This is a genomic window from Arthrobacter sp. AFG20 (genome assembly GCF_002892795.1).
In the GTDB taxonomy this organism is placed as follows: Bacteria; Actinomycetota; Actinomycetes; order Actinomycetales; family Micrococcaceae; genus Arthrobacter.
Window position 1 is genome coordinate 46,025 of the sequence record NZ_PJMC01000020.1, and the last position, 14,893, is coordinate 60,917.

The 14,893-nt window shown below is 66.6% G+C and carries 16 protein-coding genes and 1 pseudogene; 12 read left to right on the forward strand and 5 right to left on the reverse strand.

The window, feature by feature from the left end; all coding sequences use genetic code 11:
- Positions 1-19 precede the first annotated feature (19 nt).
- The 3 genes from CXZ05_RS19280 (at position 20) to CXZ05_RS19290 (ending at position 3,181) form a co-directional block, all read left to right on the forward strand.
- A complete protein-coding gene (locus CXZ05_RS19280; protein ID WP_102974126.1) occupies positions 20-694 on the forward strand; it encodes a GntR family transcriptional regulator in 675 nt (224 codons plus the stop codon).
- A gap of 331 nt (positions 695-1,025) precedes the next feature.
- Positions 1,026-2,387: an MFS transporter gene (locus CXZ05_RS19285; protein ID WP_102974127.1), complete on the forward strand. Its 1,362-nt coding sequence runs from the start codon at positions 1,026-1,028 to the stop codon at positions 2,385-2,387.
- Positions 2,384-3,181 carry a putative hydro-lyase gene (locus CXZ05_RS19290; RefSeq protein ID WP_102974128.1) on the forward strand — a complete coding sequence of 266 codons (798 nt, stop codon included), beginning with the start codon at positions 2,384-2,386 and terminating at the stop codon, positions 3,179-3,181. Before CXZ05_RS19285 ends, CXZ05_RS19290 begins: the two co-directional genes overlap by 4 nt.
- Before the next feature lie 99 nt (positions 3,182-3,280).
- Here CXZ05_RS19290 and CXZ05_RS19295 read toward each other — a convergent pair whose 3' ends face one another.
- Positions 3,281-4,075, reverse strand: a complete 795-nt coding sequence (locus CXZ05_RS19295; protein ID WP_102974129.1) for a carbon-nitrogen hydrolase family protein — start codon at positions 4,073-4,075, stop codon at positions 3,281-3,283.
- A gap of 32 nt (positions 4,076-4,107) precedes the next feature.
- Between CXZ05_RS19295 and CXZ05_RS19300 the strand changes: the two genes are divergently transcribed.
- Entirely contained in the window at positions 4,108-4,764 is a 657-nt protein-coding gene (locus CXZ05_RS19300) for a GntR family transcriptional regulator (protein WP_102974130.1), read from the forward strand.
- A gap of 82 nt (positions 4,765-4,846) precedes the next feature.
- On the opposite strand, the gene CXZ05_RS19305 is transcribed toward CXZ05_RS19300, so the two are convergent.
- Positions 4,847-6,241 (reverse strand): MFS transporter, encoded by a 1,395-nt coding sequence (locus tag CXZ05_RS19305; RefSeq protein ID WP_258006646.1) that lies wholly within the window; start codon positions 6,239-6,241, stop codon positions 4,847-4,849.
- Between the two features lie 148 nt (positions 6,242-6,389).
- On the opposite strand from CXZ05_RS19305, the gene CXZ05_RS19310 reads away from it, so the two are divergent.
- On the forward strand, positions 6,390-7,076 hold the full coding sequence (locus CXZ05_RS19310) for a DUF2848 domain-containing protein (RefSeq protein ID WP_102974131.1): 687 nt from the start codon (positions 6,390-6,392) through the stop codon (positions 7,074-7,076).
- 76 nt (positions 7,077-7,152) lie between these two features.
- Here CXZ05_RS19310 and CXZ05_RS19315 read toward each other — a convergent pair whose 3' ends face one another.
- Both CXZ05_RS19315 and CXZ05_RS19320 read right to left on the reverse strand, forming a co-directional pair.
- The gene (locus tag CXZ05_RS19315) at positions 7,153-8,070 is read right to left on the reverse strand and encodes a phosphatase PAP2 family protein (RefSeq protein WP_258006647.1); all 918 of its coding nucleotides are present in this window, start codon (positions 8,068-8,070) and stop codon (positions 7,153-7,155) included.
- A 124-nt stretch (positions 8,071-8,194) separates the two neighbouring features.
- Positions 8,195-9,472: a pyridoxal phosphate-dependent aminotransferase gene (locus CXZ05_RS19320; protein WP_102974132.1), complete on the reverse strand. Its 1,278-nt coding sequence runs from the start codon at positions 9,470-9,472 to the stop codon at positions 8,195-8,197.
- A gap of 131 nt (positions 9,473-9,603) precedes the next feature.
- On the opposite strand from CXZ05_RS19320, the gene CXZ05_RS19325 reads away from it, so the two are divergent.
- From CXZ05_RS19325 to CXZ05_RS19340, 4 genes and pseudogenes are all read left to right on the forward strand, one after another.
- Positions 9,604-10,071 carry a hypothetical protein gene (locus tag CXZ05_RS19325; RefSeq protein ID WP_102974133.1) on the forward strand — a complete coding sequence of 156 codons (468 nt, stop codon included), beginning with the start codon at positions 9,604-9,606 and terminating at the stop codon, positions 10,069-10,071.
- A complete protein-coding gene (locus CXZ05_RS19330; protein ID WP_102974134.1) occupies positions 10,072-10,959 on the forward strand; it encodes an LssY C-terminal domain-containing protein in 888 nt (295 codons plus the stop codon).
- A 105-nt stretch (positions 10,960-11,064) separates the two neighbouring features.
- Positions 11,065-11,490 carry a thioredoxin gene (gene trxA / locus CXZ05_RS19335; protein ID WP_102974135.1) on the forward strand — a complete coding sequence of 142 codons (426 nt, stop codon included), beginning with the start codon at positions 11,065-11,067 and terminating at the stop codon, positions 11,488-11,490.
- Positions 11,487-11,997 (forward strand): annotated as a pseudogene (locus tag CXZ05_RS19340) (ASCH domain-containing protein). Before trxA ends, CXZ05_RS19340 begins: the two are co-directional and overlap by 4 nt.
- 27 nt (positions 11,998-12,024) lie before the next feature.
- On the opposite strand, the gene CXZ05_RS19345 reads toward CXZ05_RS19340, so the two are convergent.
- Positions 12,025-12,666: an NADPH-dependent F420 reductase gene (locus CXZ05_RS19345; RefSeq protein ID WP_102974136.1), complete on the reverse strand. Its 642-nt coding sequence runs from the start codon at positions 12,664-12,666 to the stop codon at positions 12,025-12,027.
- Positions 12,667-13,063: 397 nt separating this feature from the next.
- Between CXZ05_RS19345 and CXZ05_RS19350 the strand changes: the two genes are divergently transcribed.
- From CXZ05_RS19350 to CXZ05_RS19360, 3 genes are all read left to right on the forward strand, one after another.
- Positions 13,064-13,255 (forward strand): hypothetical protein, encoded by a 192-nt coding sequence (locus CXZ05_RS19350; RefSeq protein WP_102974137.1) that lies wholly within the window; start codon positions 13,064-13,066, stop codon positions 13,253-13,255.
- Between the two features lie 128 nt (positions 13,256-13,383).
- Positions 13,384-14,010 carry a DUF1992 domain-containing protein gene (locus tag CXZ05_RS19355; protein WP_102974138.1) on the forward strand — a complete coding sequence of 209 codons (627 nt, stop codon included), beginning with the start codon at positions 13,384-13,386 and terminating at the stop codon, positions 14,008-14,010.
- 27 nt (positions 14,011-14,037) lie between these two features.
- Positions 14,038-14,892, forward strand: a complete 855-nt coding sequence (locus CXZ05_RS19360) for an HNH endonuclease (RefSeq protein ID WP_102974139.1) — start codon at positions 14,038-14,040, stop codon at positions 14,890-14,892.
- The last annotated feature ends 1 nt before the right edge of the window (position 14,893 follow it).

Below are 14,893 nucleotides of genomic sequence, written 5' to 3' on the forward strand. Positions count from 1 at the left end.
ATTCGTGTAAATTCGGTGTATGGCCACAGTCAATCCGAGTTCAGGCGTAGCCCGGCTGCGCGTTGCCGTGCCCGCGGTGGCCACCCGTGTTGCCAGTGAGCTCCGGCTCCAGATCGCCGAAGGCGCGCTCCTTCCCGGGGCGAAGCTGAAGGAAGAGGCACTTTCCGAGGAGCTGGGCGTCTCCCGCAATACGGTTCGCGAGGCGTTTGCCGAGCTCGCCAGCGAGCGCCTGGTGGTCCGCCAGCCGAACCGTGGCGTCTTTGTCGCCAGCCTCGAGGCCAACGACATCCATGACGTCTACGTGGTGCGGCGCGCCATCGAAATCAGTGCGGTCCGCGGCGGCGGAAGTGCCGAAAGCATCGCGGCCGTGCGCGCGGCCGTGGAGGAAGGGAAGCGGGCTGCCGAGGCCGGAGACAGCGAGGGGCTGGGCAGCGCGAACGCGCACTTCCATGGTGCCCTGGTGGCGATGGCCGGCAGTGAACGCCTGAATGTCATCATGTCGCAGGTGCTTGCCGAGATGCGCCTGTTCTTCCACAAGGCCTCCATTGATGGGGGCTTCTACCAGGATTACCTGGCTGACAATGATCAGATCTGCAAGGCCCTCGAAGCCGGGGACAACGACCTAGCGGCCGAGCGCCTCCTTGCCTATCTCGCCCGGTCCGAAGAGCACCAGACGGCAGTCCACACGTCCTAGCTGGCGCTTTCCACTACCCCCACACAGCGCGAACGGACACTTGTGGCCCCTGAGAAACGCTTCCCGGGGGCCACAAGTGTCCGTTCGCGCTTAATCAGCGCAGCCCACCCCGCCCTTGACGGTGTGATCCAGGTCGCGTACATTGTTCAACAAGTTTGGATTGTTCTACATTTCCACAATCCAACAGAATGTTCGCTTTCGGCGGCTATCCGGAGGAAGCCGCCACCAGCCTCGGTGCCGCGCCCTGTCGATGTCGCAGGGCCGGACAGACTGGCGCACCCGTGCATCCGTAGCAAGACGGATGGCATCCACACTTCTCATGGAGGAACAAATGGCCAATCAATCCGCAATGGCCTCCGCAGGTTCCAGGCCCGCCGTCGGGCGCAAGGACATGTACAAAGCGTTCGCGGCCAGCCTCACCGGGACCGCGCTGGAGTTCTACGACTTCGCTGTCTACTCCGCCGCGGCGGCCATCGTTTTCCCGCTGATCTTCTTCCCGGCCTCGGACCCGGTGACGGGTACCCTGCTGGCATTCTCGACCTACGCGGTGGGCTACATTTCCCGGCCCGTCGGCGGCATCATTTTCGGCCGGCTCGGCGACGAGATCGGCCGCAAGAAGATCCTGGTCATCACGCTGATGCTAATCGGCGTCGCCACCTTCCTCATCGGCCTGCTGCCTACCTATGGCAACATCGGCATCCTGGCCCCGGCCATCCTCGTCTTCCTGCGGTTCGCGCAGGGTGTGGGCGTGGGCGGCGAGTGGGGCGGTGCTGTCCTGCTGTCGAGCGAATTTGGGGAACCCAGCCGGCGCGGCTTCTGGGCCTCCGCGGCGCAGATCGGCCCGCCTGCCGGCAACCTGATGGCCAACGGTGCCCTCGCCGTCCTCACGCTCACACTGTCCGAACAGGCTTTCCTGGACTACGGCTGGCGCATTGCGTTCCTGATCTCGGCTGTTCTGGTGGCCTTCGGGCTGTGGATCCGCCTCAAGCTCGAGGACACCCCCATCTTCAAGGCCATGGAAGCCCGCGGCGACCAGCCCAAGGCCCCGATCAGGGAAGTCCTCACCACGCAGCGCCGTCCCCTGCTTGCCGCCATGCTCAGCCGCATCGGCCCGGACGTCACCTACGCCCTGTGCACCGTCTTCACCCTGACCTACGGCATCCAGGAACTCGGCTTTGACCGCGGGCAGGTGCTCGTGGCGGTGCTGGTCGGTTCGGGCCTGCAGCTCTTCACGATGCCGCTCGCGGGCGCCATCTCCGACCGGATCAACCGCCGCCTCGTCTACGGCATCGCGGCAGGCGCTGCGGCCGTCTGGGGCTTCCTGTTCTTCATCGTGCTGGAAGGCCGCTCCCCGGTGATGCTCGTGGTGGGCACCGTGCTGGGCCTGCTCTGCCACTCCTTCATGTACGGACCGCAGGCCGCGTTCGTCGTCGAGCAGTTCTCGCCGCGGCTCCGCTCCACGGGCAGCTCCCTGGCCTACACGTTCGCGGGCATCATCGGCGGTGCCATCGCACCGTTCATGTTCACCCTGCTGCAGAGCACTTTCCACAGCTGGGTCCCGGTGGCCATCTACCTCAGCGTTGCCTGCCTGCTGACAGTGGTGGGCCTTGCCCTCGGCCGCGACTCGAATGTGGCCGAGGACGAGGAATACCTGCGGGCGTCAGCAGACGTAGCCGAAAGGACAGCCCGATGACAACGGCGAACGCCCTCCTGTCCCCGGCCGAGGCCCGCCGGCAGTTCCGCGACGGCCTGGTCACACCCACCTCCGGCTGGAGCGACGGCTATACCCAGGCCAACCTGATCGCCGTGACCGCGGACTACGCAGACGAGTTTCTCGAATTCTGCCGGCTCAATCCCAAACCCTGCCCCGTCATCGACGTCATTCCCGCGGGAACGTACGAAAGTTCCCTCGCCGCGGGCTCAGACATCCGCACCGACATCTCCTCCTACCGGGTGTGGAAGGACGGCGTCCTGGCCGCCGAGGTCCCCGATGTCCGCTCGCTCTGGCGCGACGACATGGTGGGGGTGCTCATCGGCTGCAGCTTCACCTTCGAGGCTGCACTTGCCGCCGAGGGCATCCCGCTCCGCCACACCGAGACGGGGCGGAACGTCCCCATGTATCGCACGAACGTCGAGTGCACCCCGGTAGGGCGCATTCACGGTCCCATGGTCGTCTCGATGCGGCCCATGCCTGCTGAAATGGTGGACACGGCTGTCAGGGTGACCGCGGAGGTGCCGAAGGTCCACGGCGCGCCGGTCCACGTCGGATCACCCCAGGAGCTCGGCATTGCCGACCTTGCGCGCCCCGACTTCGGGGACGCCGTGGACATCCGGCCCGGCGAGGTCCCGGTGTTCTGGGCCTGCGGCGTAACGCCGCAGAGCGCCGTGATGGCATCCCGGCCGGCCTTCGCTATCAGCCACGCTCCCGGGCACATGTTCATTACGGATGTTCCGGAGAGCACGTACCGGGTGCCGGCGGCTAACTAGTCGTGCCGGCAGGGAACTAGTCAAAGAAAAAGGCGGGACGTGGCCACCAAAGGTGGCCACGCCCCGCCGTCGTACTTCCCGGAAAACTGTCCGGCGAGCCTAGAAACTCCGGGCGTTCGCCAGCACGGGCAGCTTTCCGCGGACGTCCGCAATGATGGCCGGATCGATGTCCACCACGGCAAGTTCGGGTTCGCCGCCCAGCATCACCAGCGGGGAACCCAGCGGGGAAATCACTGCGCTGTGGCCGATCCCCGTGGGCGCAGCGCCGGCGGACGGAAGCCCGAGGCTGGCCGGATCGCCCTGCCCGCACGCCACCACAAAGGTGGTGCTGTCCACGGCCCGGGCGCGGACCAGCAGGTCCCACTGCTCCGCCTTTCCTTCCCCGGCACCCCATGACGCGCAGACGATGTTGATGGCGGCGCTGGCCCTCGCGTTGGCCGTGAAAAGCGCCGGGAAGCGCACGTCGTAGCAGGTGGCGAGGCCGATGGTCGTGCCGTTGAGTTCGAAGGTCACCGGCGATGTTCCCGCATCCACCGAATCGGACTCGGCGTAGCCGAACGCGTCGAAGAGGTGGATCTTGTCGTAGGAGGTCTCGAGCCCCGGGCCGGTCACCAGCAGGGTGTTCCGCACCCGTCCGCCCTCCCCAGGCGTGAACATGCCGACGACGACGGCGATGTCCAGTTCCGCGGCAATGGCCCGGACCGCGGCGGCCCACGGCCCGTCCAGCGGTTCGGCGATATCTGCCAGCGGATTGCCGAAGGCACACATGGAGGCCTCGGGGAACACCACCAGTTCGGCCCCGGCATCCTTGGCGCGCGTGGCGTATTCTCGGACCAGCTCCAGATTGGCCGTGAGGTCGGCGCTGCTGACGATCTGGGCGACTGCTAAACGCATGAATCTGCTCTTCTCTGTTGTATACCTAATGTATGCGAAAAAGTTCGGGGACGGCTGCGTCCGGCCGGGAGAAGGCGTACGAGTACCTGCGCGAGAACATCCTGACCGACCCGGAGATGCAGGGGCGCTTCCTCAACGAGCAGGAGCTGGCGGCCCAAATCGGTGTCTCGCGCACCCCGGTCCGGGAGGCCCTCCTGCTGCTGGTCTCCGACGGGCTGGTGGAGCTGATCCCGCAGCGCGGGGCCTATGTTCCCCCGGTGACCGGCCGCGAAATCTCGGAACTGATGGAGCTGCGCGGCGTGCTGGAAAGCCACGCCGCCCGCCTTGTGATCGAACACCGGAGCGTGCCGGCCGACAAGATGCGGGACACCCTGGACCAGCAGGCCAGGCTGCCGGAAGACCAGGGTGCCGAGACCGCGCAGGAGTTCATCCGCCTCGACACGCTCTTCCACCAGCAGCTCATCGACGCCGCCGGCAACGAGCTGATCTCGCGGACCTACAGCAAGCTGCACGTCCGGCAGATCGTCGTCGGGGTTTCGGCCCTGTTCCGGACCGGCGGCCGGCGCGAGCAGGTGTGCTCCGAACACGAGGACATCCTCGACGCCCTGGCGTCCGGAGACGCCGCGAAGGCGCAGGAGGCCATCGACCATCACCTGGCCGTCACCCGCGAGATCCTCCTCCGCACCTGATGGAGTTTTTGTCCAGATATTGGGGCTTCGGAGGCCTTTTGCGCCCAATATCTGGACAAAAACTCGGAACCGCTAGAAAGGGTCAGACCGCGCCGGACTGCTGGCGCGCCGAGGCGGAGCCTTCGAGGAGCAGCCGGTAGTCGAGGTCCTCGATGGTGTCGTTGTCCCGGCCGAGTGCCAGTCCCACCAGGGTCACGGCTGCTGCCACCGCCACGTAGATGGCCACCGGAATCCAGGTTCCGAACTGGGCGAGCAGCAGGGTGAACAGCAGGGGCGCGATGGCACCGCCGATCACACCGGCGAACGTGTAGGCCAGGGAACTGCCCGTGGACCGGAGCCGCGGGGAGAACTGCTCCACAATGAAGGCGGCCTGCGGGCCGTACATGAAGGAGTGGGCCATGAGGCCGAGGACGATGCCGATGATGAGCATCGGCTGGTTGTTTCCGCCGAGGACGCCGAAGAAGATGAACGTCCAGACTGCGCCCACCACCGCGCCGACGCTGTAGACCAGGCGGCGGTTGAAGCGGTCGGAGACGGCGCCGGCCAGCGGGATCATGAACAGCTGGAAGGCGGAGCCGATCAGAACTGCGGTCAGTACCTGGTTGCGCTCGTAGCCGAGAACCTGGATGCCGTAGGTGAGCGTGAAGACCGTGAACAGCGCATACAGCACGTCCGGGCCCACGCGGCAGAGAATGGCGGCGATGAGCGGGCGGAGTTCCTTGCTGAAGACCTCACGGACGGGGGCGTTAGGCTGCTCGCCGTGGGCCTCGATGGCCTTGAAGATCGGGGTGTCCTCAAGCCGCAATCGGATCCAGAGGCCAAAGCCAACCAGCACGGCGGAGACCAGGAACGCAATCCGCCAGCCGAAGCTCAGGAACTGCTCCTCGGTGAGGGTGACGGTCAGGACGGCGAGTGCGCCGTTTGCCAGCAGGTTACCGGCGGGCGGTCCCACCTGCGCGGCGGAAGCCCAGAATCCGCGGCGGTGCGGGTCGCCGTACTCACTGGAGAGCAGGACGGCGCCGCCCCATTCGCCGCCTACGCCCACGCCCTGCGCGAACCGCAGCAGGACCAGGAGGATTCCGGCCGTGGCGCCGATGTTTGCGTAGCCGGGCAGCACGCCGATGAGCACCGTGGCCACGCCAATGATCATCAGCGTGGTCACCAGGACCTTTTTGCGGCCGATGCGGTCCCCGAGCCGGCCGAAGATGATGCCGCCCACCGGGCGGGACACGTAGCCGACGGCGTAGGTGGAGAAGGCGAGGATGGTCCCGGTCAGTGGATCGGTCGCCGGGAAAAAGACGACAGGAAATACCACCGCGGCGGCCGCCGAGTAGACGGCGAAGTCGTACCACTCGAGTGCCGTGCCGGTGAGGCTGGCGGCAAAGGCCTTGTACAGGCCCTTCGGGTGAATCGTCGGGTGCGGGGTGGCGTGCGGATGCGGCGTTGTGCCCGGATCCGGAACTGGAGCGTTGGCCATGGTGTTGTCCTCCACGAGGTTCTTATAGTGACGCCTGTCACGCTGGCGTTAAATGTATACATTACGCATACTGGATGTACATTGGCGACCGTTTCCGGTTTCCGATCTGTAAATTTCCGCAGCAGCACATGCAAAGGATGGATTCACGATGACGACTCTGAGCTTTGAACTACCCGATGGCCGCACGCAGGACGTGGAGGTTAAGCACCTCCTGAATGCCGGCTACGCGGGGCGTGAGCAGGATGAGGTCCAGGCCCACATTGCTGAGCTCGCTGAACTCGGTGTTCCGGGGCCCACCACGACTCCCGCCCTGTATCCAGTGTCCCCCTATCTGGCCCAGCAGGTATCGGAAGTTCGGGTCCAGCATGGGCGGACTTCCGGTGAGGCCGAATGGGCGATGGTCATCACCGGGGACGGTGTGCTGCTCACCGTCGCCTGCGACCATACGGACCGGGCGCTGGAGGTGCACGGCGTGGCCTGGAGCAAGAACGCCAGCCCGGATGTGCTGGGGCGCAAGGCCTGGAAGCTGGATGATGTGCGGGAGCACCTGGACCAGATCACGCTCAAGGCCTGGGTGGGGGAAGGGGGCACCCCTGACACCCTCATCCAGGACAGCTCCCTCGAGGCCCTGCTGACCCCGGACTACTGGCTGGACGTCCTGACAGAACGCGGCCTGAACGCTCCCGGGACCGTCCTCATCTCCGGCACTGTGGCCATGACCAGCGGCGTGGACCAGTTTGCCCGCAGCTGGAAGGTGGAAATGTCCGATCCGGTGACCGGAAACTCCGTCGACGTCCAGTATGTCGTGGAACAGATGGCTGAACCGATCGGCTAAACGTTGCCTGCAGCAAAAGGCGGACGACGACGGCGGGAGCCTCCCGCCGTCGTCGTCCGCCTGTCACGTGGGGTGCTCAGGCGCGCTCTGCCTTAGGGGCGCTGGTCCCGGGGGCCGTTCCTGCCGGCACTTCCCCGCGGGCCCGACGCTTGCGAACCGTCAGGTAGAGCCGGTGGGCGGTGACGACCAGTGCCAGCCAGGCTGCGCCGAGTGCCCACGCGGCGAGGACGTCGGTGAGCCAATGGTGGCCGAGGTACACCCTGCTCAAACCCATGGCCGCGGCGAAGAGCGCGGCGGCCGCGCCGGCGAGAACGCGGCCGCGGGCCGTCTTCAGCCGCAGGATGATCAGGTAGGCGACGATCCCCGCGATCACCACCGCATTCAGGGAATGGCCGCTGGGGAACGAGGCCGAGTGTTCGTAGGGCGGAACGGCGTCGCTGAGATCGGGACGGGTCCGGCCGATCAGCCGCTTGCCCGCAATGGTCATCAGCAGGGAGCCCAGGCCCGCGGTGACAATGAGGATGACGGGGGTCCAGGATCGCCGCCGATATGCCAGGGCGCCCATGACTGCCAAGGCCAGGATGGGCATGCCGATAGTTCCGCCCACGTCGGTGAAAGCCGTGACGGCGATATCCAGGCCGGGGGAGCGCAGGCTCTTGCCGGCCGCCAGCACCGGGTGGTCCAAACCGGCCACCCCGTCGGCCTGGACCACCGACTCATACACCTCGGCAAAGGCCGCGGTGAGGGCGGCTGCAGTGACCGCCCCCAGCATCAGGGTCAGGACCAGGGCACCGTGCGGCCCCAGGGTCTGGCTGATCCGCTGGACCGCTCCCACCAGAAGGCGGCCGACCCTGCTCTGCCAGCGGGTGAGGTCCCTGCCTCCAACAGTTGTGTCCTGGCGGAGCTCGCCGCGCACGCCAGTTTGCGGTATCCCCTGTTTATCGGTCAGCGGTCCATAGGGCAACGGCTTGTCAGTCAACGGTTCGTCAGGCAATTCGGGGTCCTGTCTCTCGTCGTTCGCAGCGAACTCAGCAGCAAGGCATTTAGTAAGCAACCTTACTTGTTATCGCCCGCGACCGTCCACGGACACAGTCCACGGGAATGGAAAGCGGCTATGCTCAGGCGCTCAGTTCGTCCGGGCCGTGGTGGGCGTTGCCGGACATGGCGCGGGCACGGCCGGCCTTGGCGCGGTACGAGGCCAGGAAGGTGGAAATGCGGCGCACGGCCTCGCGGATGTCGTCCACGGCGGGCAGGATGACGAACCTGAAGTGGTCCGTGGCGTGCCAATGGAACGCCGTCCCGTGTGAGACCAGGATTTTCTGGTCCTGCAGCAGGTCAAGGACAAACTGCTCATCGTCCACGAACGGGTACATCTCCGGATCCAGCTTCGGGAACAGGTACATCGCGCCGGCCGCCGGCACGCAGCTCACGCCGGGGATCTCGTTGAGCAGCCGGCAGGCAAGGTCGCGCTGTTCCCGCAGCCGCCCGCCGGGCCGGATCAGGTCCGTGATGCTCTGGTAGCCGCCCAGCGAGGTCTGGATCGCGTGCTGCGCGGGAACATTGGGGCAGAGCCGGAGCGAAGCCAGCAGTTCGAGGGACTCCCGATAGGCCGCAGTGGCCCAGCGCGGACCGGAAACGGCCACCCAGCCGGCCCGGTAGCCCGGCATCCGGTACGCCTTGGACAGCCCGGAGAAGGTCAGCACGGGAATGTCCCGGGCCACGGAGGCGGTGTGGATGTGGACGTTGTCCTCGAACAGGATCTTCTCGTAGATCTCATCGGAAAACAGCACCAGGTCATGGCGCCGGGCCAGATCGGCGAATCCCTCCAGGATGTGGCGGGGATAGACGGCCCCAGTCGGGTTGTTGGGGTTGATGAGCACGATGGCACGTGTGCGGTCGGTGATCTTCGCTTCGACGTCGGCCATGTCCGGCCACCAGTTGTTCTCTTCATCGCACGCATAGTGCACGGCGCTGCCGCCGCAGAGCACGGTGGCAGCAGTCCACAGCGGATAGTCCGGTGACGGGATGAGAACCTCGTCCCCGACCTCCAGGAACGCCTGAAGCGTCATGGAGATGAGCTCGCTGACCCCATTGCCGATGAAGATGTCCTCGACGCCGATCTCCATCAGGCCCTTGGTCTCGTAGTACTGCGAGATGGCGGTCCGGGCGGAGAAGATGCCCTTCGAGTCGCTGTAGCCCTGGGCTTCGCGCAGGTGGTGGATCATGTCCACCACGATGGACTCCGGCGCATGCAGGCCGAACGGCGCCGGATCCCCGAGGTTCATGCGCAGTATGCTGTGGCCTTCCGACTCCATTTTCTTCGCCGCATGCTGTACCGGACCCCTGAGGTCGTACCGGACATCTTGCAATCGGCTGGAATTCTGCATGGCGCGCATGAGGCATGTTTTCACAGCTGCGCCGCTCCGGACAACGTGAAGCTGTGACCGCTGGCGTTGCCGCGATCAGGGGGCAACGCGTAAGTTTCAGCATAGAACTGCCCAGCACACGGCCAGAAGGAGAGTCGAGGATGTCCCTGTTCAAAGGACTCGTGAACGGAGCGCTCGCCGGCGCCGCGGGAACCACGGCGCTGAATGCCGTCAGCTACCTGGATATGGTGTGGCGGGGCCGGGCGGCGAGCACGACGCCCTCCGATTCAGTGGAGCGGCTGGCGGAACGGGCAGGCGTGACGATCCCGGGAAGCGAAGCCGAGCGTGGGAACCGGGTGGAGGCCCTTGGACCCCTGCTCGGGATCGCGACGGGCATGGGCCTCGGCGCTGTGCTGGGGGCAGCCGGGGCACTGGGGGTGCGCACCGGGCCAGCCCGGTCGGTGGCGGTGGCCTCCTTAGCCGCGCTGCTCGTCTCGAACGTGCCCATGACAGCCCTGGGCGTGACTGATCCGCGGACCTGGAGTGCCGCGGACTGGGTCAGCGACATCGTGCCGCACGTTGCGTACGGCGCGGTCACGGGGCACCTGCTGGAGCACCTTCCCAAGTAGGTGGCGAGCCAAACGATTCAGGAGCCGGAGCACTCCCGGCCGGACAGCCGGAAGGCGCGCTGGGGCACCCGCTGGGCCACCGTCGTCGCCGTCCTCCAGCGCCTGCTGTACGTGGCCATCACCGGCGCCGTGGGCTGGGCCGTCTATTTCTTCCTGCTCGCCCGGCTGGCCAGGGGACCGGAGCAGGTGTGGGTATTCCTCCCCGTCTGGCTGATTGCGGCCTACGCCTTCCTGCCCCGCGTCCACAAGATCCTCAGCAGCCTGTACCTGCCGAATTACTTCATTGGTCGCACCCGCACCGGCGACGGCGTGCTGGGCGATCCGGTCAACCTCGCGGTCATCGGCCCGGCGGATGAGCTCCGCAGTGCGATGGTCACGGCGGGGTGGATTGAGGCCGACCCCGTCACCCCGGCCACCGCCTGGCGCACCCTCACCGCGACCCTTCTGGGCAGGAGCTACCCAAAGTCGCCGGTCAGCGCCCTGTACGTGTTCGGCAACAAGCAGGACATGGCGTTCCAGCGGGAAATCGATGGCAACCCGCGCAAGCGGCACCACGTGCGGTTCTGGAAATGCCCGGACGGCTGGATGCTTCCCGGCGGGTTCGCTGTCGACTGGGTGGGCGCCGGAACATACGACAAAAGCGTTGGCCTCTCGCTCTTCACGTTCCAAATTACCCACAAGATCGCCGACGGGACCGATGAGGAGCGCGACTTCATCATCGGCACGCTGCAAACGGCAAAGGCCGTGGAATCCGTCCACGTGATAAGGCATTTCTCCTCCGGATACCACCACCGCAACGGCGGCGGGGACAGCATCCGCACGGACGGGCACCTTCCGATCATCGACCTCCGGCCGCCCGGCCAGGCGGACCCGGTCCGGCCATTTTGACCGGCTCGGACAACGTAAAGAGGACGACGCCGGGACGCGCCCGCCGTCGTCCTCGTCCTTTGGCACAATTGCCTTGAAGATTGGGCAACGGAGGACAAGGACGGCATGAACAAGGCGATCATCAAATGCCCCCACTGCGGCCAGGCCAACCGCGTGCCGGCTGCCGCCGAGGGCCGGCCGCGGTGCGGAAAATGCCGCCGCGACCTGCCCTGGGTGGTGGAAGCCGGCGACGACGACTTCGCTGTCATCGCCGAACAGTCCCGCGTCCCGGTGCTGGTGGACTTCTGGGCGGCCTGGTGCGGACCCTGCCGCATGGTGAGCCCCGTACTGGACCAGCTGGCTCATGAGCGGGCGGGAGAGGTGAAGCTGGTGAAAGTGGATGTGGACAACGCGCCCCGCCTGTCAGCCCGCTTCGCCATCCAGGCGGTCCCGACTCTGATGGTGATGGTGGATGGGAAGATCGTGGCCCGCCAGGCAGGCGCGGCGCCGGCCCCTGTTCTGGACCGCTGGCTGAAGGAGGCGCTGGCGTGAGTGATGCCGGTCTTCCCGCCGTGGACACTGCTGCGGCCGAACTTTTCTGGTCCGAATATGCCGCCGCCCGCTCCGACGCTGTCCGGCTCTGTTCTGACTACACCGTCGAGCGGTTCGGGGATTCCGCGGCACTGGCCGATGAGCTGCTGCGGGCAGTGATGGAGGGGGCCCAAGCGGGCCACCTCCGAACTCGCCGACGAATTCCTTGCGGCCGGGGACAGCCTGCCCCGCATCGGGTCGCACTGGATAGCTTGCGACGGTGCCGGTGTCCCGCGCGTCGTGCTGCGTACCGTCGAGCTGCGACTCGGCCCGTTCACGGGTGCCGATGAGGCGTTCGCCCGCGATGAGGGGGAGGATGACCGGTCGCTGACGAGCTGGCAGGCGGAGCACCGGAAGTACTGGACCCGCGTCCGGGGCCGCCGCGGGCGGGAATGGACGGAAGGCGACGAGATTGTTTTTGAGCGGTTCCAGGTGGTCTGGCCGCCCGAGCTGGCGGACCCGGCCTAGGGGTCGGGTCCGCGGTTAGAACTGGTCTCAGATGGTCCGCGGAGCCTTCGCCAGGTTCTCGGCAAGCTCTGCGGCGTTCTGCCGGACGACATAGGCCGGACGGTCCCGCTCGACGCGCCAGCTGTCGGACAGGGGACCGATGTTGACGGTGTCGAACCCGAACTCGTCGTAGAGCTTTGTCACCAGCTCACTTGCCTCGGGATAGTCGCTGGCGGTGGCCAGAGCGCGGCGGTTCTCCGTGCCCGGCGGGGTGCCGTCCGAGGTGATCTGCTTGGCCATGATGTGGTTGAAGCCTTTGGCCACCTTGGACTCCGGAAGGTGTTCCTGCAGCAGGCCGGACGTGGTGGCTTCCCCGTTGTCCAGCGCCGGAAAGCGGCCGTCCCGCTCCCAGTAGTAATTGTTGGTATCGATCACGATCTTTCCGGCCAGGGGCTCCGCGGGGATATACCGATAGCTCTTGAGCGGAACGGTGACGACGGCGAAGGCGGCCACGGCCGCAGCCTCTGCTGCCGTGGCCGCCTTAGCCCGCGGCCCCAGTTCCGCAACGAGCGCGGCCAGGGTTTCCGGTCCCCGCGAATTGCTGATGACCACGTCATAGCCGAGCTCCACAGCCTTACGGGCAACCTGGCTTCCAATGTGTCCTGCACCGATGATTCCGATTGTTGTCATGTCCGGCGCAACAGCGCGCAGCCTGCAGGTATTTCGCTCATTACGCCGGACGACCTACACCAGACGACGGCGGGGGGCGGAGGCCAGCGAGTGCCCAAGTAGCGGCCGCTGCGCAAATTCGAGTACCTGCTACGGATGCCGGTCCACGCTGTGGCACATAGGGTTGAATTATTGGGTGGTGGAAAGTGTGCCGGTGCCACCAATTGCCGGCACACACCGGGCTGGGAAGGCCGCCACGGTTGTTGCCGGACCGGCCGGTTCCCCCGGCTGATTCGGCACGTCAATGATCGCCGGTTCAGTCGGACATAGGGCTCGGAAAAGCCTCGTCGGACGGCGGGCAATCATGGTTGAGTACCCAGCCGGCCTTAAGTTGCCGCCCCACCTGCGAGGACCCCCCATGAAGATTCCGAGGTCTGAACTTCCCGTCATCACGACGGCTGTGAACACGGCACCTGCGAAGGCGGTCCCCGACCAACCTGCCGGTCCGGCCGCAGCGGGCCCGGGCGGCGCCGGCACGCGGCCGCAGGGCGACGAAAACGCCGCCGTTCCGGCGCGCGCGAATATCGGCAACTGGCCCGACCCCATGTAAGCGGGCTCTCACTGCAACGGACGACGGCGGGAGGTCCCGCCGTCGTTGTTCTGGCCGGTGTCTGCCTGGTGCCGCTCAACGCTCCGTTGAAGAGTCCGGCACGCGCCGGAATACTGGAAACGGAACAAATGTCCGGCGGCAAGGGCGGTGACAAGGTGACGGGTGCAGCAGGCGGCGACTTCAGGCGGAAGATGGAGCGTGCGGCCGAACTCCGTGCCCTTCGGTCCTCCGGCGGAACAGCGGAGGACGACGCGGAGCTTTCCGCCGCGGAGTCCGAACTGCGGGAAAAGCGCCGGAAGGTCAGCGACGCGGCCCGGGCCGAGTATCTGATCCGGGACGCGATGGCTCAGGGAAAGTTCGACAACCTGGAATACGCAGGCAAACCGATTCCAGGACTCGGGGAGGGATATGACCCGGACTGGTGGGTCAAGGGCCTCATCCAGCGCGAGCACCTTAGCGGCCTGGGACCAAAAGCGATCCTGCTGCGCACCGAGGACGCCGAACTGGACGCCAGACTGGACGCCCAATACACGGAAAAGCAGGTGCGCGACATCGTGGAGGATTTCAATGCCAGCGTCATCGACGCCCGCCGCCAGCTGCAGGGCGGGCCGCCGGTAGTCACGAAAACCCGGGACGCCGACGCCGAGGTGCAGCGGTGGCGGGAACGGCGCGCTGCGGCGGCCGCGGCGGAGCCGGAACCTGTCACGGAAGCCAAACCCACGTGGTGGCGGCGTCTGCGCAACCGCTCCTCCTGAAGCCCCACCAGGTGGCACGATAAAGGAATGGTGGCTGTTCTGTTGGGATGGAACCCGGGCGTAGGCGATACCTGGCCGGGCTATTCGCGGGTCGTGGATGAGCTGGGTGCTTCAGGCGTGTACCGGCGGGCGTGGCCCACCGGAACCGGCACCCAGCCGGGGCCTGGAGCGGATGCCTGGCTCCTGCTGCATGGAAAGACAGGAAGCGGGCTGCTTGGCCACGGCGTGGTCGCCTCCGCACCTCATCATGCTGGGGATCTTGTCGGGGCCGCACCCTGGGTTGACGTGGACTTTGACGTGCTGCTGCCGCTCGGAGACCAGATTCCGGTGGACATCCTGGCCGCCCGTGCGCCGCTGACGGACTGGGCTGCTGCCGCGACGGGCCCGTGCCGGCCGGTTCCGGAGGAGCAGGCACGCGCCATCCGGGAGCTCTGGGCCGAGTGCCGGCCGGCAGATGAGATCGATCCGGTCCTTCCGGTGCCCGGCACCCTGCCGCAGGACGCCCTGGCCCGGGTGTGCGTGAACCGGTACGAACGCAACCCGCACGCCAGACGCGTCTGCCTGGCGCACCACGGAACCTCATGTGCCGTTTGTGGGTTTTCCTTCGAAGCCGCGTACGGCCCGGAGGGCGCAGGCTTCATCCATGTCCATCATCTGGTGCCGGCTGCCCAGTTGGGGCCGGGCTACGAGCTGGATCCTGTTGGTGACCTTGTTCCGCTGTGCCCCAACTGCCACACCATGGCGCACCGGCGCCGGATCCCCTACAGTGTGGCGGAACTCCGGGCCATGAGGTCCCGCGCGGGGTACATCAGCGGATCAGTCGTGTCCCAGCAGGAGCTGGACGCCCAGGCCGATGCCCGCCGCATCCTGGGCAGCACCTGAA

Coding starts and splice junctions, on each gene's coding strand:
- CXZ05_RS19280 (WP_102974126.1), top strand. CDS start 20: ATGGCCACAGTCAATCCGAGTTCAGGCGTAGCCCGGCTGCGCGTTGCC.
- CXZ05_RS19285 (WP_102974127.1), top strand. CDS start 1,026: ATGGCCAATCAATCCGCAATGGCCTCCGCAGGTTCCAGGCCCGCCGTC.
- CXZ05_RS19290 (WP_102974128.1), top strand. CDS start 2,384: ATGACAACGGCGAACGCCCTCCTGTCCCCGGCCGAGGCCCGCCGGCAG.
- CXZ05_RS19295 (WP_102974129.1), bottom strand. CDS start 4,075: ATGCGTTTAGCAGTCGCCCAGATCGTCAGCAGCGCCGACCTCACGGCC.
- CXZ05_RS19300 (WP_102974130.1), top strand. CDS start 4,108: ATGCGAAAAAGTTCGGGGACGGCTGCGTCCGGCCGGGAGAAGGCGTAC.
- CXZ05_RS19305 (WP_258006646.1), bottom strand. CDS start 6,241: ATGGCCAACGCTCCAGTTCCGGATCCGGGCACAACGCCGCATCCGCAC.
- CXZ05_RS19310 (WP_102974131.1), top strand. CDS start 6,390: ATGACGACTCTGAGCTTTGAACTACCCGATGGCCGCACGCAGGACGTG.
- CXZ05_RS19320 (WP_102974132.1), bottom strand. CDS start 9,472: ATGCGCGCCATGCAGAATTCCAGCCGATTGCAAGATGTCCGGTACGAC.
- CXZ05_RS19325 (WP_102974133.1), top strand. CDS start 9,604: ATGTCCCTGTTCAAAGGACTCGTGAACGGAGCGCTCGCCGGCGCCGCG.
- trxA (WP_102974135.1), top strand. CDS start 11,065: ATGAACAAGGCGATCATCAAATGCCCCCACTGCGGCCAGGCCAACCGC.
- CXZ05_RS19345 (WP_102974136.1), bottom strand. CDS start 12,666: ATGACAACAATCGGAATCATCGGTGCAGGACACATTGGAAGCCAGGTT.
- CXZ05_RS19350 (WP_102974137.1), top strand. CDS start 13,064: ATGAAGATTCCGAGGTCTGAACTTCCCGTCATCACGACGGCTGTGAAC.
- CXZ05_RS19355 (WP_102974138.1), top strand. CDS start 13,384: ATGTCCGGCGGCAAGGGCGGTGACAAGGTGACGGGTGCAGCAGGCGGC.
- CXZ05_RS19360 (WP_102974139.1), top strand. CDS start 14,038: ATGGTGGCTGTTCTGTTGGGATGGAACCCGGGCGTAGGCGATACCTGG.